Origin of the sequence: Fusobacterium sp. (genome assembly GCF_032477075.1) — a bacterium.
Lineage (GTDB): Bacteria > Fusobacteriota > Fusobacteriia > Fusobacteriales > Fusobacteriaceae > Fusobacterium_A.
Window position 1 is genome coordinate 1 of record NZ_JAWDXO010000037.1, and the last position, 24,635, is coordinate 24,635.

At 27.3% G+C, this 24,635-nt stretch carries 20 protein-coding genes; 15 read left to right on the plus strand and 5 right to left on the minus strand.

Annotated features, from left to right (window positions below):
• From E6771_RS12985 to E6771_RS13015, 7 genes are all read left to right on the plus strand, one after another.
• On the plus strand, positions 1–531 hold a 531-nt coding region (locus tag E6771_RS12985; protein ID WP_316091766.1), incomplete at its 5' end, for an autotransporter outer membrane beta-barrel domain-containing protein.
• A 720-nt stretch (positions 532–1,251) separates the two neighbouring features.
• A complete protein-coding gene (locus E6771_RS12990) occupies positions 1,252–5,928 on the plus strand; it encodes a hypothetical protein (protein ID WP_316091767.1) in 4,677 nt (1,558 codons plus the stop codon).
• A gap of 2 nt (positions 5,929–5,930) precedes the next feature.
• Complete coding sequence (locus E6771_RS12995; protein ID WP_316091768.1) at positions 5,931–8,087, plus strand: hypothetical protein; 2,157 nt, start codon at positions 5,931–5,933, stop codon at positions 8,085–8,087.
• Positions 8,008–11,007, plus strand: coding sequence for a hypothetical protein (locus E6771_RS13000; RefSeq protein WP_316091769.1), 3,000 nt, complete (start codon positions 8,008–8,010; stop codon positions 11,005–11,007). Before E6771_RS12995 ends, E6771_RS13000 begins: the two co-directional genes overlap by 80 nt.
• A gap of 100 nt (positions 11,008–11,107) precedes the next feature.
• Entirely contained in the window at positions 11,108–11,392 is a 285-nt protein-coding gene (locus tag E6771_RS13005) for a hypothetical protein (protein ID WP_316091770.1), read from the plus strand.
• Positions 11,389–11,817, plus strand: a complete 429-nt coding sequence (locus tag E6771_RS13010; protein WP_316091771.1) for a hypothetical protein — start codon at positions 11,389–11,391, stop codon at positions 11,815–11,817. Before E6771_RS13005 ends, E6771_RS13010 begins: the two co-directional genes overlap by 4 nt.
• 329 nt (positions 11,818–12,146) lie before the next feature.
• Complete coding sequence (locus tag E6771_RS13015; RefSeq protein ID WP_316091772.1) at positions 12,147–13,652, plus strand: ABC transporter substrate-binding protein; 1,506 nt, start codon at positions 12,147–12,149, stop codon at positions 13,650–13,652.
• Positions 13,653–13,901: 249 nt separating this feature from the next.
• Here the strand turns inward: E6771_RS13015 and E6771_RS13020 are convergent, their stop codons facing one another.
• The 3 genes from E6771_RS13020 to E6771_RS13030 all read right to left on the minus strand — a co-directional run bounded on the left by E6771_RS13020 (position 13,902) and on the right by E6771_RS13030 (position 16,512).
• The gene (locus tag E6771_RS13020; RefSeq protein WP_316091773.1) at positions 13,902–14,441 is read right to left on the minus strand and encodes a GNAT family protein; all 540 of its coding nucleotides are present in this window, start codon (positions 14,439–14,441) and stop codon (positions 13,902–13,904) included.
• 277 nt (positions 14,442–14,718) lie between these two features.
• On the minus strand, positions 14,719–15,270 hold the full coding sequence (locus tag E6771_RS13025) for a phosphatase PAP2 family protein (protein WP_316091774.1): 552 nt from the start codon (positions 15,268–15,270) through the stop codon (positions 14,719–14,721).
• A 651-nt stretch (positions 15,271–15,921) separates the two neighbouring features.
• A complete protein-coding gene (locus tag E6771_RS13030) occupies positions 15,922–16,512 on the minus strand; it encodes a sigma-70 family RNA polymerase sigma factor (RefSeq protein WP_316091775.1) in 591 nt (196 codons plus the stop codon).
• 672 nt (positions 16,513–17,184) lie between these two features.
• Here E6771_RS13030 and E6771_RS13035 point away from each other — a divergent pair.
• Entirely contained in the window at positions 17,185–17,553 is a 369-nt protein-coding gene (locus tag E6771_RS13035; RefSeq protein ID WP_316091776.1) for a hypothetical protein, read from the plus strand.
• A gap of 48 nt (positions 17,554–17,601) precedes the next feature.
• Here the strand turns inward: E6771_RS13035 and E6771_RS13040 are convergent, their stop codons facing one another.
• Positions 17,602–18,267, minus strand: a complete 666-nt coding sequence (locus E6771_RS13040; RefSeq protein ID WP_316091777.1) for a YoaK family protein — start codon at positions 18,265–18,267, stop codon at positions 17,602–17,604.
• Between the two features lie 410 nt (positions 18,268–18,677).
• On the opposite strand from E6771_RS13040, the gene E6771_RS13045 reads away from it, so the two are divergent.
• The 7 genes from E6771_RS13045 to E6771_RS13075 all read left to right on the plus strand — a co-directional run bounded on the left by E6771_RS13045 (position 18,678) and on the right by E6771_RS13075 (position 23,476).
• Positions 18,678–19,196 carry a hypothetical protein gene (locus E6771_RS13045; protein WP_316091778.1) on the plus strand — a complete coding sequence of 173 codons (519 nt, stop codon included), beginning with the start codon at positions 18,678–18,680 and terminating at the stop codon, positions 19,194–19,196.
• A gap of 422 nt (positions 19,197–19,618) precedes the next feature.
• The gene (locus tag E6771_RS13050) at positions 19,619–19,927 is read left to right on the plus strand and encodes a hypothetical protein (RefSeq protein WP_316091779.1); all 309 of its coding nucleotides are present in this window, start codon (positions 19,619–19,621) and stop codon (positions 19,925–19,927) included.
• Between the two features lie 39 nt (positions 19,928–19,966).
• Positions 19,967–20,689, plus strand: a complete 723-nt coding sequence (locus E6771_RS13055; RefSeq protein ID WP_316091780.1) for a toxin-antitoxin system YwqK family antitoxin — start codon at positions 19,967–19,969, stop codon at positions 20,687–20,689.
• A 295-nt stretch (positions 20,690–20,984) separates the two neighbouring features.
• A complete protein-coding gene (locus E6771_RS13060; RefSeq protein ID WP_316091781.1) occupies positions 20,985–21,734 on the plus strand; it encodes a putative ABC transporter permease in 750 nt (249 codons plus the stop codon).
• A gap of 391 nt (positions 21,735–22,125) precedes the next feature.
• Entirely contained in the window at positions 22,126–22,464 is a 339-nt protein-coding gene (locus tag E6771_RS13065) for a hypothetical protein (protein WP_316091782.1), read from the plus strand.
• Positions 22,465–22,572: 108 nt separating this feature from the next.
• Positions 22,573–22,938: a hypothetical protein gene (locus E6771_RS13070; protein WP_316091783.1), complete on the plus strand. Its 366-nt coding sequence runs from the start codon at positions 22,573–22,575 to the stop codon at positions 22,936–22,938.
• 166 nt (positions 22,939–23,104) lie between these two features.
• On the plus strand, positions 23,105–23,476 hold the full coding sequence (locus E6771_RS13075; RefSeq protein WP_316091784.1) for a hypothetical protein: 372 nt from the start codon (positions 23,105–23,107) through the stop codon (positions 23,474–23,476).
• Positions 23,477–23,581: 105 nt separating this feature from the next.
• Here the strand turns inward: E6771_RS13075 and E6771_RS13080 are convergent, their stop codons facing one another.
• On the minus strand, positions 23,582–24,286 hold the full coding sequence (locus tag E6771_RS13080) for a B3/4 domain-containing protein (RefSeq protein ID WP_316091785.1): 705 nt from the start codon (positions 24,284–24,286) through the stop codon (positions 23,582–23,584).
• Positions 24,287–24,635: the final 349 nt, after the last annotated feature.

Here is a 24,635-nt window from a genome sequence, read left to right on the forward strand (position 1 = left end):
AAAACTTATGAAAATAAGGGAGAGTACAATACTTACTCTGTAGCATTTGACAACAGACTTACTAAAGTTATGTATACAGACCTTTCTAGACAATTAGATATATATGCTGATTTAGATTTAGAATATGGAAAAGTAGATGACTTCAAAGAAAGCGCTGGAAGCAAAGGTGGACTGGAAGTACAAATTAAAGATAATGACTACTTCAGCGCACAAGCAGGAGCGGGAGTAAAAGCATCTCAAAGAATCTATGCAGGAAATGATATATCTGTAAAAGTAACAGCAGATGTAAAATATGCATATGAATTTGGAGATAACTATGATGGTAATAAAGCAAGACTTAAAAATGGTGGAGAAGGATATTACAGTTTAATCACTCCAGAAGAAAGAGAAGGTAAATTAAGTGGAAAAGTTGGACTTACAATAGAAAAAGCTAACCACATGGGAGTAACATTTGAAGTGGAAGCTGCAGATGAAAACCATAAAAAAGATTCATCAATTAAATATGGTGTAAGATTCAATTACAAATTCTAATCAATAATTAAAATATTAGGCTGCCCCTGAATTGGGCAGTCTAATATTGCTAAAGGAGGTCAACCATGGTAGAAAGAAAAAAAGAGGCTGACCTTTAGGAAGTGGAGTAAAAAATTACTGCGCTCTTGGGTGTCGATTTACTGAAAAAGAATATTTACTAATCCAGGAAAGTCTGAAAAAATTAAAAGAAGAATATGGATCAAATAATAAGATAATTTTAAATCTATTTAAAAAATATGGAAATAATATTGAAAAGAAAATTATTTTATGAATATATTTAAATTATTGAGTTTAAGAATAATATTATGAAAAACAAAATAAAGTATTAAAAAGTAAAAAACTAAAAGAATAAAATATGTCAAGCAATTGACATTTTTAAGAGCAGTTAAATTATATAATCAAAAATAAAAAAACATTAAAGGCATAAATAAATTTATTTATGCCTTTTTATTATTCTCTAATCAGTAGAAAGCAATTTTTTATTTTACAATATTAACTTCCAATTTTTTTAAGAAAAAAATAAAATATAAAATTTTTTTAATATTTTCTATAATTCTAATTTTATTATTTCTTTATATTCTATTTTTAATCTGAGTTTTTTATGTTAAATAATATTTTTTTTATGTTTTAAAAGGAATATAAAAGTCAGGTGTGAATATAGAGCCAAATACACAATTTTATTAAATGTGTGTAAATATTTAAAATTGGAGGTAAGATTTTATGAATAAAAAAATAAGTGAAAAAGCTCTTAAAAGAGCTTTAAAAAGAAAAATAAGTTTCACTTTTTCTCTTTTTATTGTATTTTTAATAACTGGGATGATAACCTCAGCTTTTGAAATAGCAGATACAAAAGATGAAAAAGTAATAGAGCAAAGGTTAGAAAATGAAGATCAAAATTACCAAATATTTTTTAATTATGAATATCTAAAAAGTGGAAAATCAAAAGATAGAACTAAAAAAGAATTTGCTGAAACTATAAGAGAAGTTAATAAATATTACCAAAAGGAAAATGGCAGTAATTTTGGAAAAGATAAAGTTGTTGGAGGAAATGGAGTAGTAGTAGGAACGTATAATTCAACATCTGGTTCTAAAGAAACTGAGGTAGAAAGAAAGGTTGAAGCTACTAAACTGGAATATTTAAGTATTGAATCTGCTTTTTCAATAAATCCAATAATAACAAATCCAGATATTGAAAAAAATACACCAGAATTTAAAATAGAATATCCTAAAATTTCAATAATGGATAAACCCCTATGTATATTTCCTACTATACCAATTACAGTAAATGTGAAAAAGACACAGCCAATAGAGGTTAATTCAATAGAAAATGTTAATATCTCTATAGTGACTCCTGTAGCACCAAATGAAAAAATTGTAACAATAGCGTTACCTACAACACCAAAGGGATATGATATTATTACTCTTAATCCTCCAACATCTCCTAAAATGAATGCAATACCTGTAATCACAGTTTTGGATCCTGTTGATATCACATTTCAAGGTACAGGGTTTGCTCAAGGAACTGGAATACGTTTTAATGGTAGCCAAGGAATAGCTGCAATGAATTTTGATTCTTATTCAACAACAGGAATTGAGATTACTGCTAATGAAACAAAGGTCAGTTGGATTGGAACAATGACAGCAGGAGGAAGTTCAAATCTACCACTTAATTCATCATATAATTTTACTAATTTTAATACATTTATAAGTGATGTTTTAGATCATAATGTAGAGGTTACAGGGAATTATATAATGAAATCAACAGCCACCTCTAAATTTCCAATGTTCATAAGTTTAAATCCATATCAGTTGGGGATTTCATCTTCATCAGATAAAACATTTGATTTTAAAGGAACATTAACATTACATGGACCATCTTCTGCAAATGGGGGAGGAATATTGGGAATTGAACATCAATTATTAGCAGGAGGAACAAATGGTACTACTGCTATTGAGAATATAAATAGTGGAAAAACAACCTCTATATTAAAAAATTCTGGAGTTATTGACTTGTATAGTGGATATAATATGATAGGAATAATGATAGACACAGAATATTTTAATAACAATCAAAATTCTTATTTTAAGAAAAGGCCACAGACTAGAAATGATGGAACTATAAAAATAAGTGAAGGTGCATTTAGTAGTATAGGAATTGATTTTGGATATTACCTTGTAAAAAATGCTACAAATCTTAGAGGACCTAATTCAGATGTATACCTTGGAAATATTGAAATAGATGGACAGCAAAGTTATGGTTATAGACAAAAATACTATGGCAATCAATATTATGATATGGTTACCTTTAATGGCTCAAATGGAATAATAACAGTTAGAGGTAGTCAAAATGTTGGTATTTCTATAGCAGAAGGGCTATCAACAGGGGATCCTATTGCAAATGCACAGAGTATGCAAGTAGAAGTAGGTGGAAATCAAAATATTGGATTTTTAAGAAATGAGGATACTTCTGCAGCAAATAGTGAAGCTATGGTTCTGGATGGTAATAAAATTGGAAATACATTTGATTTTCTATCTACAGCAACTCAAAGTACATTGATTAGAAGTGATATATATGAAGTTATTTTGGATAAAGATTTAACAGTAACAACTGCTGGAGAAAAAAATAGTATAATGCAGGCAGGTGGAACTGGAAAAGTAACTCTAAATGATGGAAGAAGTATTGATGCTAATATGGACCAATTCTATGCATTAACAGCAGGAGATTTTTTAAGTTCAGCTGGAGCAAAAGCAGAAAATAGAGGAACTATAAATATAAAAGGAACAGAAAGTATAGGAATGGCAGTAGCTGCTGGAAATGCAGGAGCTAATAGTGGAGATATAAATTATATTGGAGATAAAGGAACACTTATATATAATTTAGGAAATTTTAGCATAACTAAGGGAACATTAAATATTTCAGGTTCAGAAAGTAAAGCACTTTTTAATCAAAATGGAACTATTAGCATTACTAATAGCAATCTAAACATAAATGCTTCCAATGGTGCAACAGGAATATCTAGCTTTGGTGGATATATATTTTCAACAATTGGAAAAAATTTAAAAATAGCAGTAGACGATACAGCAAGTTTAACATCAAAAGGGATAGCAGTATATGCAGGAGAAGGGGCAGAAATAATTCTTAGAGCAGCTGAAATAGAAGTAAAAGAGGGAGCAGCAGGAGTTGCAGCATTTGATGCTGGAACAAGTATTGATTTGACAGGAGCTGAATTGAAATATTCAGGTGAAGGATATGCTGCATATTCAGATGGATTCGGAACAATTAACTTAACAAATGCTTCAATAATTTTAGAAGGAAAAGCAACAGGAGTAGAGCTGAATTTATTAGATCCAAAAGTAACTTTAAATAATACTACAATAACAATGATGTCAAATGATGCAACTGTAGCAAATCTAAAAAATGCAACAGGACTGCTTTCTAATAATCTAAAAACAACTGTTGAAGGAAGTTTAGGATTAGGAGTCAGTATAATAGATGGTTCTAATGGAAGTGGTGGATTTTATGATAAATATAAGATAGCAACTGTAGATGGAGGTGACCTTACATTTGATGCAGATATGGATAAATATAGCCAAGTAGATACTACTGATGGATATTTTTATTCAAGAAGATTTTTAGGACAGAGACTTCAACTTAATGTTGACACTGGAGTTACTGTGACAGCAGAAACTGATACTGCATATGCAGCTGAATATTTTGGGAACCAAGTAGTAGGACTTGAAATGAGTTCAAGCAGTTTTGCAACAAGTGCAACAGATGCTCAGATAAATCTAGCAGCAAATTCTAAAGTAATAGCAGATAGAATAGATAAAGGAACTGGTGCCATTGGACTATATATAAATTTTGGAAAAATAAATATAGCTGGTGGAGCTAAAGTAGAAGTAGAAAAAGGTGCTAATGTAGTTAATGATAATGGAATAGGAATCTATGCTGTAAATGGAAGTACAGTAGTAAATGCTGGTGACATTGAAGTAGCAGGAAAAGAAGCTATTGGTATCCTTGGTATGGCATATAGAGAAAATTCCTTAAATAGCATAATAGTTGATGAATTTGGAACTGGTGGTATTTTTGCAGATCAAGGAAAAGTAAATATAACTAACAGTAAAAACATAGCTCTCAATGGAACTGGAACAATAGGTATTTATGGATATAATAATAATAGTACTGGGGTAAAAGGAGATGTACTTATAACAAATACTGCTTCTGGAGTAGTAACTGTAGGAAATTCAAGCAGTTCTAATGCTGCTATAGGTATCTATGGAGATAAAGCTACAATTTCAAATCAAGGAACAGTATCAGTAGGGGATGGTGGAGTAGCTATTTATGCTAAAAAGGGTACTGAAGTTACAGATCTAGGAACTCTTGATCTTGGAGCAGATGGTGTTGGAGTCATGCTTGATGGAACATCAGATCTTACAGCAACTGCTGTAACAGTGACTTCAAATAATACTGGAACTTTTGGAAAAACTGCTATCTTTTACAATGGAACAGGAGCTGAAACTAAGGATATCAATGTGGCTGTAAATGCTTCAGCTCTTGATAAAGGAACAGCTATATATGCTGAAGATATGAGTGTTGTTTCATCTGGAATATTAAGTATAGGAACTTCTGGAGTGGGAATATATGTAAAAGGAACTGCTATCAATACTGGAACTAATAAAGGAATAATTTCTTTAGAAATAGGGAAGACGGGAGCTGTTGGAATGTATACTAAAACAGCTAATATCATCAATGATACTACAATAGGAATAATTAATGTTAATGATTCTTCTCAAATAGGAATGTACACAGAAGGAACTAATGCTAAGGCAATAAACAAAGGTACAATTAATTTAAATACAGATGATTCTACTGGAATATATGTCAAATCAGGTGCTGTAACTGAACTTGATGCTGGAAATAATATAGTATTCAATGGGAAATCAAGTGTAGGTGTTTTTGCAGAAAACTCATCTGTTAATTTCAAAGATAATTTTACTTTTTCAAATACAAATGAAAATAAGAATATCTATGTTTATGGTAAGGGAGCCACTGTAGGAATAGATGCAGGTAAAACAATAATTGTAAATGGTGTAGCTGCTCCATCAACAGCAGGAAATAAAACAGTTGGAATATATCTTGAAAATGCTGGTACTTCAAGTACATTTAATGGAACTACAGGACAACTTGCTGTTACAAATGAAGCAGTAGGTATTTATTCTAAAGATAATAATACTTTAAATGTAAATGTTACTGCTGCTGGAGAAAAAACTACAGGGGTATTCATAGATGGAGCTTCTACAATAACAGGAACTGTAACTGCAACAGGATCTTCAACTGCTGGAGCAGTAGGAGTATATGGCAGTGGTGGAGTTGTACATCAGGTATTAAAAATATAGGGGTGTATTACAGTAAAGGAACTGTTTCTGGAACAGTAACAAATGGTTCTGCTGTTTCTCTTGCAGGAAGCGACAGTATAGGAATATATGCAGCTGATGGAATAACATTAGTAAATAGTGCTAATATAACATCAACAGCTGGGCAAAGTGACAGTATAGCTTCATATGTAGGAGGAGGTTCACAACTGGTTTCAAATGGAACTATCACACTAAATGACACAGCTGGTGGAATTGGAATATATACAGAGGAAGGAAAAGGTATCAACTCTGGAACTATAGCATTAAATGGAACAGCAGGTTCAATGGTTGGAATGGTATCTGAAGCTAAAACAGGTAAAACAGCTGCTGCAGAAAATACAAGTACAATCACAGTTGGAAACAATCTTGGAATGTATATAGCTGGTCCAGGAACAAGTTCTGGAAAAAATACTGGAAATATAACTGCTACTGGAAAAGGAACTGGAGTATATGTAGATGGTTCAGGAAATAGTTTTAATGGAACTGGAGGAACTATTACAGCAGATACAGTTGGAATTTATCTAAAAAATACAGATACTAATAAAATAACTGCTGGAGCATTAAATATAGCTTCAGGAGGAATTGGAGTATTTGGAGAAAATGCAAAAATAGATTTTGCAGTAAATGTTGCAGGAACAGGAGCAGTAGGAGTTGTGGCTAAAACTAACTCTGTAATATCTGGAAATATAACAACTGGACAGGATTCTATTGGGGTATATGTTCTTGATAACACTGTATCATTTGCAAATGCAAATATTACAACAGGTACAAATTCTCTGAATAATTCAGTAGGTATTCTTATAAATAGTTCTGTAGGGACATATACAATGAATAATGTAAATGTAAATGCAAAAAATGGAGTAGGAATATATTTAAATGGAACTACACCAGGAATAAATCTTACACATAATGGGACTATAAATACAACTGATGGAGTAGGTATTTATGTAGATAATGGAACTATCCTTACAACTGGGACAACAGTTCTTAATATAAATGGAGGAACTGGAGTATATATAGAAGGTGGAACAGCAAATCTTGGAGCAACTGGAAATCTTACATTTAATTTCTTATCTAGTGGAGGAATAGGAGTATTCAATAATGGTGGAATAATGAATCTTGGGACTAATGTGACTATAACAGGATCAGGTTCCCTTGCCAGAACTATAAATGGAAGTTTAAGTTCTTCTGGAAACCTTGATATAGGTGAAGGAGCAACAGGGCTTATGGGGATATATGATGCAGGGGTTGCTATGTCTCATAGCATAAATAACTCTGGAACAATAACAGTTGTATCTGGTGGAATAGGTCTTGCAGCAATAAAAGAAACAACCAATCCAACATTGCCATTAACAATAACTAATACAGGAACAATCAATACATCTGGAATATCAAGTACAAATAATTCTTCTATTGGTGTATACACAGATGTGGCAAATGTAGTAAATACAGGAAATATTAATGTAGGAAATAATGGAGTTGGAATATACTCAAATTATAATGGAGTCATGACATCAATACAGAATAATAATATGACTATGACAGGGACAAATGGAATAGGAGTATATATTAAAGGAGCAACAAATGGGTTTACAGTCAATAATATAACTTCAACAGGAACAGGTAATACAGGAGTAGTTCTTGAAGAAACAACTGGAAATATAAATGTAGGAACTATTACTTTAAAAGAAGAAAGTACAGGAGTATTTATAACAGGAGCTGGAGTTTCTATGATAGATGGAACTATTGTATTAGGAAATGGGAGTACATTTAAGAGCACAATAGGAATAGTAGCAGAAAATGGAACTAACATGACTCTTGCAGGAACAGCATCAATAATAACAGGAGATAATGGAATTGGAGTGTACGCTGAAGGAAATGGAACAACAGTTACAGTTTCAAATGCATCTAACATTACAGTTGGAACTGATGGAATATATATGTATTCTAAAGATGCTGCACTAAACTTTACTGGAAATATTACAGCTAACAATCAAATAGGGATAGTGACTGATGGTGGGACTGTAAACAGCAGTGGCTCTATTATAACAGTTCAAAATGGTGGATTGGGCATATATAAAAGGAGCTACTTCATCAATGTCAGGAGCAACAATAGCTGTACAAGGAGGAACACCTTATAAATATTCAATGGGAGTTTATTATGATGGAGCAATTATAGGAACAACACCAATAATTGCTCAAACAGGAAATTATACTATTGGAATGATATTTAATAACTCAACAGGAACAACATCTAGTGGAGTAAATATAGGAAGTCTTACAGAAAAAAAGCAAATTGGTATAAAAATTAAAGAGAATTCTGATATTACAATAGCTGGGAATGTATCTGTAGCAGGAGATGAAAATATAGGAGTATATGCAAGAAATAGTAATGTTGCTATTAATGGAGATACTTTAATAGGAAATTCTTTAGAGGATACAGAATTTAAAAATTCTTCTATAGGTAGTTATTTAAAAGCAGGAACCTATAAAGGAACAGGTTCACTTGTAGTAGGAAATTATTCAATAGGAATATTTGGTGAAGAGCTTCTAGGTGAAAATATTATTACCCAAACAGGAAATAATATGTCTGTAGGAAAACATGGAATAGGGATATATGCTTCAGGAAATGGTGAAGTTCAACTTGCAATGAATAATAAAATAACAATTGATTCAGAAGATGCAATAGGAGTATATACTGAAAATGCAGCTTCTTCAATAATAGGAGATATAAAAATAGGCTCTGACTCTAGTATTGGAATTTTAAGCATTGGAACTGGAAATATAAATTATTCTGGTATTCTTGATATTGAGGCTAAAAATATAACTGCTTCAGTTGGAATATATAAAAAAGGAACTGGAATAATAACAACTTCTGGAAATTGGAATATAGGTAATAATGGCTATGGAATATATGCAGAACAGGAAATAACAAAAACTAAAACTTTAGATTCAGTAACTATTAATAATAGTGCAAATATAACATTAGGAATGTCAGCAATAGGAATATTTTCAGATGGGAATAATAAGATTAATAATTATGGAAATATTATAGTTGGAAGTACAAATGTTAATGGAGCTCCTTTAGATTTTGAAAAACATGAAAACTCAGTTGGAATTTATTTAGCAGGTGGAAGTTCAGGAATAAATACTTCTATAGGAAACATAACTGTAGATAAAGAACATTCAATTGGGGTATATGTTATAGGTCAAGGAACATCATTTATAAATGAAGGAACAATAGATGTTAATAATGGTGGAATAGGAGTGTTAGTTCAAAATAATGGAACTGCAGAAAATAAAGGTACAATTAATCTTGGAAATGGAATTTCTTCCTCAGGAGTTTCTTCACTTGGAATGGCAGTATATAATGGAGGAACAGTTTTTAATAGTGGAATAGTGAATGTTAATAAAGGAACAGGAATATATGTAGCTGATGGAGCAGCTATAACTAATACTGGAACAATAAATGTTGATAATGGTATAGGTATAGAAGGTGGTGGAACTCTGACAAATTCTGGAACAATAAATGTTACAGGAAGCGGAAGTCCAATAAGTACTTCTGAAACAAGTGAGAGTATAGGTAGTGTTGTCATAAAACCAGATGGAACAATATATATTAATGATAAATATATATCTATTGATGGAACATTAACAACAATAGGGGCAATAGTTGTAGATGGAGCCTATGTAGATGTTACAACTAAAACTCCACTATTTAATGCTTCAAATGTAACAGGAGAAGTAAAAATACTACCAAATTTTGCTCTTACAGGAAATGGAATTTCATATGAAATAAAAGGATTTGTTAATACTGCTAGTGAAACAGTGGATGGAAATAAGCTTGCTGCTGTAACTTCTCCAATGTTTACAACAAAAATAACAAATAAAGAAGATCTTGTTATAGCTAAAATACCTTATGCAGATTTGACTATAGGTGACCAGTATGATGCTTTAGATAAAGGATTAGATAATATTTTGAAAAATAGTAATGGAACAGGAAGAGATGCTGAAATATTAAAAGGATTGAATGCATACTTAGATGGACTTCCAGAGGAAAATTTTGCTGTTGAAACAGAGAGAAAGATAGCTCAAACAAGAGGAGATATCTATGCAACTATTCAAGGAAGAATGCAAAATATAAATAAAGCATTTGATAATTCTTTCTATGAAATGGAATCATCAAATAATTTCACAGATGACAGTAATAAATTTAGTGTAATTTTTACAGATGGAGATTATAAAGATGGAACAACAGGGATAGATAATTATGATTATAAAGTTATAGGATTAATGTATATGAAAGAAAATGAAAATAGAGAAACAGGAGATAAATACGGGTATACATTAGGATTTGCTGGTTCTAAATTTAAGTTTAAAGATGATGGTGGCTCAAAAGAAGATGTATATTCATTGAGAGCTGGTGTTCACAGAAGTAAAAATTTAAGTAATGAGCATAAAGTAACTTTGTTATCAAGAGCAGAACTTGGATACAACAGACATACAGCTAAAAGAAAGTTAGCATTACATGAAACTTTTGAAAATAAAGGAAAATATAATACATATTCAATAAGTTTAGATAATAAATTAAATAAAGTAATTTATAAAGATTTATCAAAACAACTTGATATTTATACAGATTTAAATCTTGAATATGGAAAAGTAGAAAATTTTACAGAAAAAGCAGGAAGCAAGGGAGGGCTTGAAGTAAAAGTTAAAGACAATGATTATTTTAGTGCAGAACTTGGAGCAGGAGTAAAAGGAAAGCAAAGAATTTATGCTGTAAATGATGTAGGAGTAAATATAAGTGGAGATGTAAAATATGCTTATGATTTAGGAAATAATTACAATGGGAACAAAGCAAAACTTAAAAATGGAGATGAAGGATACTATAGTCTTATAACTCCAGAGAAGAAAAAAGGTGCTTTAATAGGAAAAGTAGCTTTAGCAATAGAAAAAACTGATCATATGGGAGTGACATTTGAAGTGGAAGCAGCAGATGAACAACATAAGAAAGATATATCAGTAAAATATGGAGTACGATTTAATTACAAATTTTAATTAATGGTTAAAAAATTCATGCACTAATATTTTTGTGACATATTGAAGACAAGGTTCTATGATAATATCACTTATATCATATTACTTTAAGGAGAGATGCATGAAAAATAAATCATTTTATACTTTTTTTATAGGAATTTTATTTATAGGAATAAATTTTACTATTTTAGCTGAAACAAAAATGTATCAAGGGCTAGGAAAAGCAGTCAATTTACGTACAAATATGGGAAAAGATGAAGAAGGAACAGATATATACAGTATTAATTATGTTACTGCTTCTGGCCTATTTGATGAAAATGGCAGAATATTAAATATTATAGTAGATATTCTTGAAATAAATACTCCAAATTATATTGGAAACTCTAGACCAATATTTTCTGGTTGAATACTACAAATCATGAAACAGGAAATGTTATTGGAAAATTTGAAAATAGTGAAGAAAAAATAATGAATGAAGTTAATTCATGGAAAACTAAACGAGAACGTGGAGAAACTTATGGAATGAATCCAAGAAATGATTGGGATAAGCAAATGAATTTTTACCAAGAATATTTTAAGGGGAAAACTGTGGCTGAGTTAGAAAATTGGTTTTCAAAATCAACATCTGATATTAATGGTAGACCTCTAAGAGAAAAAAGCAGCAATAAAACAGATAAAGAAAAAATTTCTAAATTAGGTGAAGTTGAAAAAAAAGAACTTATAGATGTAATTGCTGGAGCTACTATGAGTATAAGAGATTCGCATGGAGATATTCTTGGTGCTATTAAAAATGCTTATGAAAATCGTGTAGAAGTTATTTTGGAAGATTAGTATTATTTTATTACAATTATCGAAATTATGAGATATCTAGTACTGATATCTCTCAGGCTATAGATGAATTTAATTGTCTATAGCCTTTTTTTAAAATATAAAAAATATATAGTATAAAATTAAGTAAATTAAAATTTTTTTTTAAAAAATATATAAATAATAAAATAAAGAATTAAAGAAGATATATATAAAGTAGCATTGTTTTGATAAATATACATAATACAAATAATATATGCAACATATTCATGCTATTTATTTGATATCGGTGTCTTTTTCTGATAGACTTATCTAAATTGAAGGAAAAAATAAAATATATAGGGGGAATAATTATGAAAAAAGTATTGTGGATATTATTACCACTTTTACTGCTTATTGGTTGTGGAAAAGAAAAAGCACCTGAAGCAGAAAAATCAAAACCAAATAAACTAATATACAGCCAAAGTAGTGAATCAGTGACACTTCATCCGCATGAAGCAACAGATGTATATTCAAGAAGAGTAATATCAAATATTTTTGATAGACTTATAGAAACTAATGAAAAATTGGAAATAGTACCTGGATTAGCAGAAAGCTGGGAACAGGTAGACCCTTTAACTTTAAAGTTTAATTTAAGAAAAGGAGTTAAATTTCAAAATGGAGATGAACTTACATCAGAAGATGTAAAATATACATTTGAAAATGCTAAAAAATCAGCAAAAGTAGGAACTTTATATGCAATGATAGAAAGTGTAGAAACTCCTGATAAATACACAGCTGTATTTAAAACAAGTACACCATCAGGATCTCTTATGCATCATTTAACTCATATAACAGCTTCTATTCTTAATAAAAAATATTATGAAACTACAGAGAATACTAATCATAAGCCAATGGGAACTGGAGCATATTCACTTATAGAATGGAAACCAGGAGATTATATGACTCTTAAAAGAAATGATGACTACTTCAGAGGGAAGCCAGCTATTGAAATAGTTGAGGTGAGAGCTGTTCCAGAAGAAAACAGCAGAGTTATTGCTATCGAGACAGGAGAGCATCATATAACAGGAGATATAGATTCAATAGGTAGAAAGATATTGGCAGGAAGAGAAGATGTAAAAATAGATGAAATAAGCTCTCTGGGAGTTGCTTATTTAGGAGTCAATACTGCTAAAGGTGCATTACAAGATGTAAGGGTAAGAAAAGCTATTGCTATGGGAGTGAATAGAGACATTATCATAGATTCTGTTTTGATGGGAGCAGTGGAAAAAGCCAACAGTCTTCTTGGACCAGGAGTAGTTGGTTATTCAAAAGACACGAAACCATTTGAATATAATCCAGAAGAAGCTAAAAAATTGCTTAATGAAGCAGGCTATGAAACTCTCGATCTTACTTTAGTAACAAGTAATAATGATCTAAGAAAACAAATGGCAGAAATTATGCAGGCTCAATTAAAAGAAATAGGAATAAATATAAAAATAGAAATATTAGAATGGGCAGCTTTCCTGAATACTACTGGAAGTGGAAAGAGTGATTTATTCATGATAGGATGGTCTAATTCATCGGGAGATGCTGACTATGGACTTACCCCTATGCTGCACAGCAGTATGAAGGGAAATTCTGGAAATAGAAGTTTCTTTGATAATAAAGAATTTGATACATTATTAGAAGAAGGAAAAGTAGAATTAAATCCTGAAAAAAGAGCAGAGATTTATGCAAAAGCTCAAGATGTTATGAACAGAGAAGTGCCAATTCTTCCAATTTACTTTATGCCAGCAAGTGCAGGAATAAGAAAAGAAGTAAAAGGATTTGTACAATCTCCAATAAATAATCCGACATTCTATAAATTATCATTTTAAAATAATAATAAAAAACTGAATATCAAATGGTAAAAGGGATACTATTCATGGTATCCCTTTTTAAATATTATAGCTATTTTATAATACTTCTGAAGTACAAGTGTGGTATGATCACAATAAGAAAAATACCTTTGAGTCAAAGAAGTACTTCTTCAGGTTATAATCCAGTATACTGGATTATAACCTGAAGATTGTACTTAATGTCATTGATATTGGCGACTTATATCTAGAATATAAAGGAAGAATGATTTAAATCCTATATTTCCTGTAATAATAATAACTGTCACTTTCCATATTAGGTTGTTTATGCCCTATTGGCATTCTCTTTTCAAATAAATGAAAGCCACATTTTTCAGCCAGTTTATTTGATGGAGTATTTGCACAATCAATCGTCAAAATCAAATACTTTATATCTGATACTTGAAAACACCATTCAACTAAAGCTATTATTGCTTCTTTCATATACCCTTTTTTTCGATTATTTTCTGACATAAAATAGGCAACTTCAATTTCATTTAGTGTTTCTTCAAGTCCAATTCCAACCATACCAATCATATCATCAGTGTCTGGTGAAGCAACTGCATAACGTCTGCCAATAGAAATATCAATAGTATCCTGCTGCTTTATGAACCAGTCTATCAGTGGTTCATAATCCTGCAGTGTCGGAAATTCATCAGCCCAGTCTGGCATAAAGCGATATATAGCCGTTTCTCTAACAATTGTGTAAAGATTTTTAATATCCTTTTTGGCAAAAGCTCTGATCACAATATTTTCTGTTTTTATATACATAAATAAACCTTCCTTTTGTATTTGCTTTTTTTGTATCAGTCAAACAAAGTTTCAATTGGCTCATGCCACTCACCTCTTTTAATTTTTTTATGAAAAGTGTCATTAAACACGGATTCTTCCTATATCCTTAAAACTAACCAGTTACTATAAATATTAATCTTACAACAAGTGACTATTTTTTTCGCTCAAAATAAAGTGAAAAGTAGATGTGTAAAGTAACTAACATTGAAAGCTCCTAACAGTATTTACCATTATCCATACCATTAAATTGCAACATTTAATATGGGACATTTTTTACTTGACCAATAAATATATTATAAAGTTTTATTGAAAATATTCCTAGTATAGAGCCAATAATAGCTCCTATTATTACATCACTAGGAAAATGTACAAAAAGATATAAACGTGAAAAACCTATTAAAAAAGCAAGAATAAATGCATATATTCCCCATTTTTTATTCTGGGAAATTATTATAGTTGCAGAAGCAAAAGAAGCCATTGTATGTCCAGATGGAAAAGAAAAATCTTTTGGAGCAGAAATTAATAATTGTGTAAAATAAACTAAATCAAATGGTCTTATTCTTTTAATTAAAGGCTTAAGAATAATATTTCCAATTAATGCACACAGAAAAATTGAGATAAAAATCGTTATTCCAATCCTTCTGTATTTTTTTATTAATATAAGGAAACAAGCAAGTGTTATCCAAAAAATACCTAAACTACCTAATTTAGTTATTAATGGCATAACCTTATCAAGAAAGGAATTTTTAAAATGATTCTGAATAAAAAATAAAATATAAACATCTGTAGATTCAAAAAGTTGAAACATTAATCCTCCTAATATTTAAAAAACTATGAAATTTAATTTTCTATTTTTATAAATTTTAGTTGAAGATAAATATAATACAAAATCACTTCAAAAAAACATTAACTGATATAGAAAAAATATATTAAAATAATTTTTTAAAGTTTAAGTATTTTTTTATAAAAAAGAAAATTTCTAACTTTAAAAGTAATAATAATAAAAGGTATAGATTTTATATTAGATGAAGCTAATAATTTTCCATGAGATAAACTCTTATTAATTTAATGCTAATTTTATTGTTACAATATTATAACATAGGAAATACTTTAAGTAAATCTAGAGTGATGACAATATTGAAATAAAAAATTAAATAGAATTAAAAAAATTAATAAAGATGAAAGAAAGTATAAAATAAAAAATATTCAAAATAAATAAAGTTAAAAATTGAATAAAGTATAATAAAATTAAAAAATATGGTATAATATTAAAAATTAAATTTTAATTATTAAAGGGAAGTGAGTAATTGAAAGTAAAATTATTTTTAATTATGCTTGGAATAGGTTTAGTAGGAGTAGTAGCTGAACTCCTATTTTTAGAAAATTTAATTGTGATTTAAAAAAGTTTAATCCCTTTACATAATATTACTAAATTATGTAAAGGGATTTTTACTAATCGTCATTTCTCATACTCCTCAATAAAATTCTTTAATTTTTTCTTTATCCTTTGTATGCTGTTATCTACAGATTTCACCTCTCTGCCAGTTTTTTTTGCTATTTCAATATAAGTCATTTCAGCTAGCATATATTCAAAAATCTCATTCTCCATAGGACTCAAATGCATTTTCAAATATTTGTTCAGATATTTAATTTTTTCTTTACTTAGGTATATCTCTTCTGGATTATAAAAATTGAATGATTTATTGTCATATGTAAATTCTGCCTCATCTTCATTATCTGAAGAAGTAGAAACTGCCATATTTAATATTTTATTTTTTCCAGAATTAGAGTTTTTTAATGCAGTTATAATTTGACGTTTGATACATAAAAGTGCAAAAGTTGTAAAAGAAGCATTTTTATTTTCATCATAAGCATTGATGGCTTTTAAAAGACCAATCATAGCTTCTTGCATGACATCTTCTTTGTCACCGCCATGGAAAAAATATTTTTTAGTTTTGAAAATCATGAGCTTTTTGAAATTTTCAAAAATTTGTTGTATGGCGTCTTCATCACCCTCTTGAGCGGCATGAATAGTATGAATATTTATCATTTTTTTCCTCCTTAAATAAATTGAGTTATATATAAAATGATAAAATCTTCTCCCAGTATTAATATAGAAACATTTAACGAATATATTATATATAAAAATAAATTTTTTTCAATAGAAAAATAAAAAAATATAAAGATTAAAAAATTATTTTTGTAAGATTATTAATATAAAAATACTAAAAAAACAAACAGAAAGGTAGTTTTTATATGAAAGTATATAAAAAATATCAGCTTTTTTTAGATATATAAAAAAAAAATTTATTTTTTTAAAAATAGTTTTATATGTCTAAAAAAATTACAAAATATATTAATATAAAATTTTATCAGACAATATAAAAAATAAAATAAATATTATTAATTAGGAATAAGGCTATATAGGTATTTTTAAAAACAAAATCAAAAATGATATCTTTAATTAACCAATTTCAATTAATGAAGTATTTTATTAAATTTAAATCAAAAAATAATAATAGATGTATAATTAAAAAATGAAATTATTATATAAAATTTAATATTACAAATATAAATTAATTTTCATTATTTCTTTCTTCAATATTAAAATTAGAAAAGATGAGAATTTTTAATAATTAAAATATATTTTAAAAGTTAAAAACAGATGATATAATAAAAGTATAAAAATAGAAAATGATAATAAAATGGGATGGGATAGAAAATGAAAAGAGTTGTTAAAAATAATTTGGATCAACAATTAATAAATTCTATGGTATTGTATCATGAACTTTTAAAAGAATCTTTTAAGAAAAAAGAAAAAGTGAAAACCAAAATTATTGTTCCTGAATTTAAATATTCAGAATTATTATATTATACAGAATTAAAAAATACTTTGGAGTGCCTAAAACATAATTATAAGGAATTATTAAAATATATTAAAGGTAAAAATTATTCACCTTTATTAAAAGTAATATTTTTATATGATTATGAGTATTGCGTTCCTACAGTAGTGAATGTAACTTTGAAAGAGTTTTTATCAAGTGACCTATATATTGGAAAGAATGAAATAAAGACAAAAGAGAAAAATTAAAAGTAATTATAAAAAACACCTTAAAAGAAAGATAAGGTGTTTTTATAATTATTTATTGCCATATTTGATTAGTAAAGTTAAAAATAATAATATGATACAGCAGAACCAAATTGCATATATACCACAAATAGTACTTAAAAATCCTCCAAAAAATATTCCTACTGGAAAAGAAAAAACCAATATAAAATATTTAGTTGCTATTTTTAAAGACTCAGCATCTTTTCTTATCAAAACATCTCCAATATATCCTCCAAGACTTCTTAAATTTCCTGTTGCAATAGTACTGTTATGAACATTGCCATTATATTTTCTAAAATTACTTAATTGAAAAGTTGTTATAACAGATAATATAAAATTTATTATATTATTAGAAAAAGAAGTAGAAATAAATCCAATCCCTAATAAAGTAATTAATTCTGCCAGTAAGAGAGTTTTTTGTAGCTTTGGGACTTCATATTTTTTTAAAATAAATTTTAATATTTGAGCAAGTACAGCACCTAAAAGACAACCTAGAATGGGAACAATACTAGAAATAAGCATATTAAAATCATTCTGATATAGAGATAAGCCTATTTTAGCCATGTTTCCAGTATGCATACTGACAAAAGCCTGTCCTCTGGTAAAAAAGGCATATGCATTGATAAAGCCCCCAATGAAAGTAAGAAGGCCCATAAAAATCAAACTCTCATCTACTTTGTTTTTTTTCACTTCCATAATAAAATCCCCCTTAATTGTTCATATAGAGACTATATCATAATCAAAAATTATTTTCAATAAAAAATATCTGTAAAAATAAGAAGAAAATCTTAAAATGATAAAAAGAATCAGATTAAAGAGAAAAACAAAATTAAAATATAATAATTCATTTTTTAAATGATAGTATATTGTATACTATTATTTGAATAAAATAATTTCATAAATAAAGATAATAAGTTACATTTAATTCTATGTGCAAGATAAAAATATTTTTAAATAATTAAGAGAATAAAAAATAAATTTAAAAAGTATGATATAATATAGTATAGAATTAAAATTTTGATAATAAAGTTTCTATAAAATAAAAATATGTTTAGATTGAATAGTTTTTTATTATATATATTGAAGATGGAGAAAAGGAGGGTTATATGGAAGATAAGTTTATTATTTTTACTGGAACAATTTGCAGCACTTATTTAAGCAGAATGAGAGATTATGCTTTAAGAGATTTGGAAAATGAAGCGAAGAAAGGCAAGAGTAATTTTTCTAAATTTTCTAAAACAATAGAAAAGATTTATAATGAAAATAAAATAGAACACCTTAATTTCTCTTATGATAAAATAAAGAAAATAGTAGAAAAGAATAGAATAATTTTTTCATTACCATTTTCTGGCAGTGGGGAATTGCTAAAAGTTTCACCTGATGCAATAGCAGGAATAAAGTTACCTGTAATGAGAAAGGAAGAACACATTGTATTTTTTTTAAAAGAAACTGAATTTAAAAATGAGCATGAAATAAAAGAAGAATTGGTTAATCTTTTGACTAAAATAAATGAAATTTGCAGTTTTTTGAAAAAAGAAATTGAAAGTTACAATAAGGAACTTGCTGATATATTAAAAGAAAAAAGTATAGAATCTTATGAAAAAATTTCATTTAGAAGCTGTTAAAGCATCATTTAGAAACAGTAGAAAAATGAACTATGAAATAAAACTTTATTTTAATAAATAAAAATTTTAAAAATATGTATTATTAAAAAAAACATATTTTTAATTTAGATAAACTTTAGTTGTATTATATAAAAACAGATAAAATTGAGAATATACTTATAGAAATGATCAAATACATTGGAGTTATCAAAAAAAGAGATAATATTAAGTAGTATAAAAATAAGCTACTGTATCATCTCTTTTTCTTTTATTAAACAAAGAAATATATTAAATATAGCAGTACATCTCTTAATGATCATGGAGTGAAAATAATAGGGAATTATTAGAAAATATTTTATTTTAATAAAATAAATTTTTGAAAATATAAAAACATTTTAAAGAATATTATAGTGAATTAATATTTTATGCTATAATAAATAATAATGATAGTATTAATTATGGTCATATTTTCTTTGAATATTTATGCTTCTGTTGTAGGAACAACATTAGAGGGATATATTTTTGCAAGAACTAAAGAACAGATTGTTAAATTGATAGGATATGTAAGAAATGAAAATAAAGAAGCATTCACTAACTATATAAAAGAATTCCAAACAACAGGAGAAGGGGGAACACTGGATGATGGACTGAAAGTTGAAATTGTAAATAGTGAATCAGGTTTAGTAGAAATTAGACTGGTTGGAAGAATAGAAACAGTTTGGACTGTAACTGAAGCAATAAAAAGAGATTAATTTTAATAATATATCAATATGTATTTAGGGAGAAATTTTATGAAAATAGGAAAAATTAAAATATTTATAATGCTTATTGTAATTTTATTATGTATGATTTATTATAACAGATATTCACTTTATCAGTTTTTACCTGCTCAATCTGATGAAAATTATAACATTATAAATGGAGTTATGATAAACAATGATGATCAAAAATCATATACAGGTAGGTTAAAGACTGCTCTTGGAGATAGAATTGAAATTTATTCTTATAAAGATGGATTATTAGATGGGCTCAATGTTGCATATCAAAATGGTAAAATTAAAGAAATTGGCCATTGGAAAAATAATTTACAAAATGGAGTATTTAAACTTTATACTGAGAAAGGGATTTTGATTGATAATGTAGTATTTAAAGATGGTAATAGAAATGGAACTACTAAACAGTATTATAATGATACTGGAAATTTACGACTAGAAGCATACTATATTAAAGGACTTTTAGATGGAAAGGTAAAAGAATACTACCAAAATAAGAAATTGTATAGTGAAGTTACTTATAGTTATGGAAAAATGAATGGGCAAGCTCAAGAATATTATGAAAATGGTGGAAAAAAAGTAGAGATGCATTATGAATTTAATATACCCAGAGGTCCTTATAAAATGTATGATTCTGCGGGTCAAATTCAATTGGAAGGAATATTTGAAAATGAAAAGTTTATCCCTAAAAGTGAAACGGATGCTGATAAAATAAATTTGGAGGAGGTTAAAAAAGAATAGTTTAAATATAAAAATTCCTATAGGTAAGGGAACTTAAAAATAAAGTATAGATTTTTTATAAAAATAATTGAGAATAAATATTAAAATAAAAAATCAAGAAACTTATTATACCCAAAAGCTTAAATTCTTTAAGATGGAGGGTATTTTTTTTGTAAAAAACTATTTTAAATTATAAAGTTTTTCTCAATGCTGATATTATAATATATATTTGTAAATATTGAATTATATTTTAGTTTATAAAATTTTTAAAAAATGATAGAATTAAAATAAAGAATTTAATATTTAAGGAGGAAAAATGTACAGATACTTATTCTATTTTTTAATTTATTCTTTCTTAGGATGGTGTGTAGAAGTATGTTATGCAACTCTTAATACTAGAAAATTCATAAATAGAGGTTTTTTAAATGGACCTTACTGTCCAATATATGGTGTAGGGATAATGTGTATTATATATTTTGTTTTTCCATTAAAGAATAATATGTTTATTCTCTTCATAGCTTCTGTGATATTAACCTCTGTATTGGAGTTTCTTACTGGATTTATTCTTGAAAAGATATTCCATTATAGATGGTGGGATTATTCAAATGTTCCTTTTAATATATGTGGTTATATATGTTTGAAGTTTTCTATTCTATGGGGAATTGCTTGTGTCTTGGTAGTAGATATTATTCATCCAGTTGTAGAAGGTATTATATCATGGCTTCCATTATTAGTAGGAAAAATAATTTTAACAGTAGCTGGAACTTTTATATTGATAGATTTTCTTGTCACAGTAAAAACTGTGCTAAAGCTTAATGCAAAACTTGAAAAACTGGAAAGAATAGCTGGAGATATTCATAGATTTTCGGATAAAATTGGAGGTAAAGTATCATCAGATTTTATGGCAGCTCAAGATAAAATAGAAGAATTAAAAAGAAAAAGGGAGGAACTATTGAAAAATATTCCATGGTTAGAAAAACGTATTATGAAATCATTTCCAGATATGAAATCTACAAAATATAATGAAGATACATTTACGGCTATAAAAGATGTAGATAAAAAATAAACTGCTGATTTATAAATTGTGAATATAAAATGAATTTAATGTAGGTTATTTTTATTATATTTTGATGATGGAAAAAAATTTTATTTAAAATAGTTTTTTAGGTTATTATTTTGATAATAATAAGTTATATCATATATACTAATAAAATTATATTTTTATTATTAAACTTAGAATTTTTATTTTTTAATTATGAGTAAAATAGTATGAGAAATAGCAATAAAAATATATATAAAAACAAAAAAAAGTTTTATATAAAAAATATAATTTTATAGAATATTGTAGTGAAAAATCAGAACATACAAAATTTAATTTAATTGACTTTAGAAGTTATTAATATATAATTTTAATTAGGAAATCAAATTAAGTAAAAAGATCAAAGGGGGATAGATTTATGAAAAAAAGCTTAATAATTATTTTTGGGATAGTTTTTTCTAGCTTTATTTATACTTGTGAGTATGATGAAGAAGTTAATAACCTTTTAAAAAATGAAATTGTAGTAATAGAAGATAGAGAAATATTAATAGAATTAAAAGAATGGGATAAGCTTTCTGACAATGAAAAGAAAGAGCTGTTAGGAATGATGAATAGATACACAAGAAAGCATACTAAAAAATCAGCATACAAAATAGTGGAAAAAGTAAGTAGAATTAAATTAGCTGAAATAGGTGTAACTGATGTAGTTTTGTATGAATATATACTGCCAGAAGAAAAAGCACAGGAGAGTGAATAAATTTAAATTTTATCAAAACAGCAATAGAAAGATTAAATAATTACTGTTTATAGATATTTACATTTTTTATTAAAGATGATATATTTTAAATAAAAGAGGTATTTTAAAATGCAAAGAATAGTAAAAAATAAGCTTGAACAGAGGTTGATAGACTCTATGATAAAAGTTCATAGTCTTTTGAGAGAAAGTTTTATGACAAGGAAAAAAGCCTCTTTTAAAGTAGAAGTTCCAGAGTTTAAATATTCAGATCTAACACACTACAATGAACTTAATTTGGCTTTAGAATGTCTTAAATGGAATTATAGAGAACTTCTTAGATATTTAAAAAATGAAAATTATTCTCCTTTATTAAAAGTAGTATTTTTATATAATTATGAAAATTGTGTTCCAGTGCCTTTAAATATTACAATAGAACAATTTTTAGAAAGTGATTTATTTGTAGGTAAAGAAATATTGAATATAAAGAAATTTTGATAAGAGAAGATTGATTTCTTCTCTTTTTTTATTGGAAATACTTTGAATTGATAAAAATAAAATATTAATTATAAGCATAAAACTAAAAGGAAATTATTTTTAAATTTAGAATAGAGTTATATATAAGATGTTTTAATAAAAAATTATACTATGCTGGAGGATACTGATGAAAATAAAAATTGTAATGCTATTAATGCTAGTTATTTCTATTCTTTCTTTTGCTGATGAGAAGTTTATTCTTTTTGAAGAAAATATGGAGCTAAATCATGAATATATTACAGATGGAACTCATAAACTAAAAATAACTGATATTGATATTGGAATAACTGATGGAATTCCATTTATTATTTTAAAGACAGAGAGTACTTTTAATGAAAGAGATTGGAAGAAATTCGATAAAAAAATTTATGACCAAATTGCTGAAGAAATTGCAAAAGAGATCAGAGAATATTTAAATACAGATTCAGATGTAAATGTAATCTTAATTCTTGACAGAGAAGTAGGAAAGGACAAAGTACTTTCAGAGGCACAATATTAGTATATAATAATGTTAAAGTTTCCCATTTATATTAAAAATGGGAAACTTTAAATAAATGTTATTATTTATTTTTTAATGCATATTTTTAAAAAGATATGAACAAAATTATAATTTTAATTCAGCATTATCAATAGTCAATATTGTTGTTTTAATATTACCATAAAGATATTTTTGACATTTTTCTTCTAACATGCTTAGAGCATTTCTTAAATCTTCTTCCCTTTCTGGAGCTAATAATTCAATTACAATAAAAGCATTTTTAGTTTTATCTGTAATCATTGTTCTCTCACCATCACGCCAATTAAGGCAACGACATACAGCTCCAATATCATCTTTATAGCATAATTCACCTTTAAGTGTAGGAGATGGAGCTAGATCTCCAATTAGATAAAATGAATCATTACCTTCTGTGACAGTTAATTGGAGATCACCTACAAAGGTATCAATATCTTCAGCACCACAAGGCAGAGCAAATTGTAGAGAAACAGCATTATAAATATCTACTAATGTGTTAATGCTTGAAACAGGATTCCCTTTTTCTATACGTTTTAATAGAGCTTCAATACTGCATCTAGCTCCTTTTTTAGTTTTAAATTTTTGATAAGCTTCATGATATATTTTAATTACACTGTTTTCACTAAAAATTTCATTAGTTAAAAAACTTTTAGCAATATTATTACTGCTTTCAAGAAACTCTTTTACTTCTTGAGGAGAATCATTAGAATTTTTAAAATCTTTTAATAATATTACTCCTAACTTTGCTTTAGGAAATAATTCCCAAAAAGAATTATCTATAACAAATTTACTCATTAAAACCTCCTGAAATATTTTCAATAAAAAAATAACATTTATAAATATCTTCTGATTTCTAATGATATATACAAATGTTTACCAAGTGATAATGATATTTTTCCAATTTTATCATAAATAGTAACATTTTTCAAATTTTATTAAGAAAATTTTTGATAAATTTATAAAAGAATACTATTATAAAGTTCATTTATTTTTTCTATTTTTTATGTTGCTAAATATAATAAATTCTGTAAATTCAATTATTGTAATTCTGATAAGAATGTTATATTTTCTCTAACATTGGTAACTTCTTTACAAATATTTAATATAAAAAAGTAAAATATGATATAATAACTTTAAATATAAA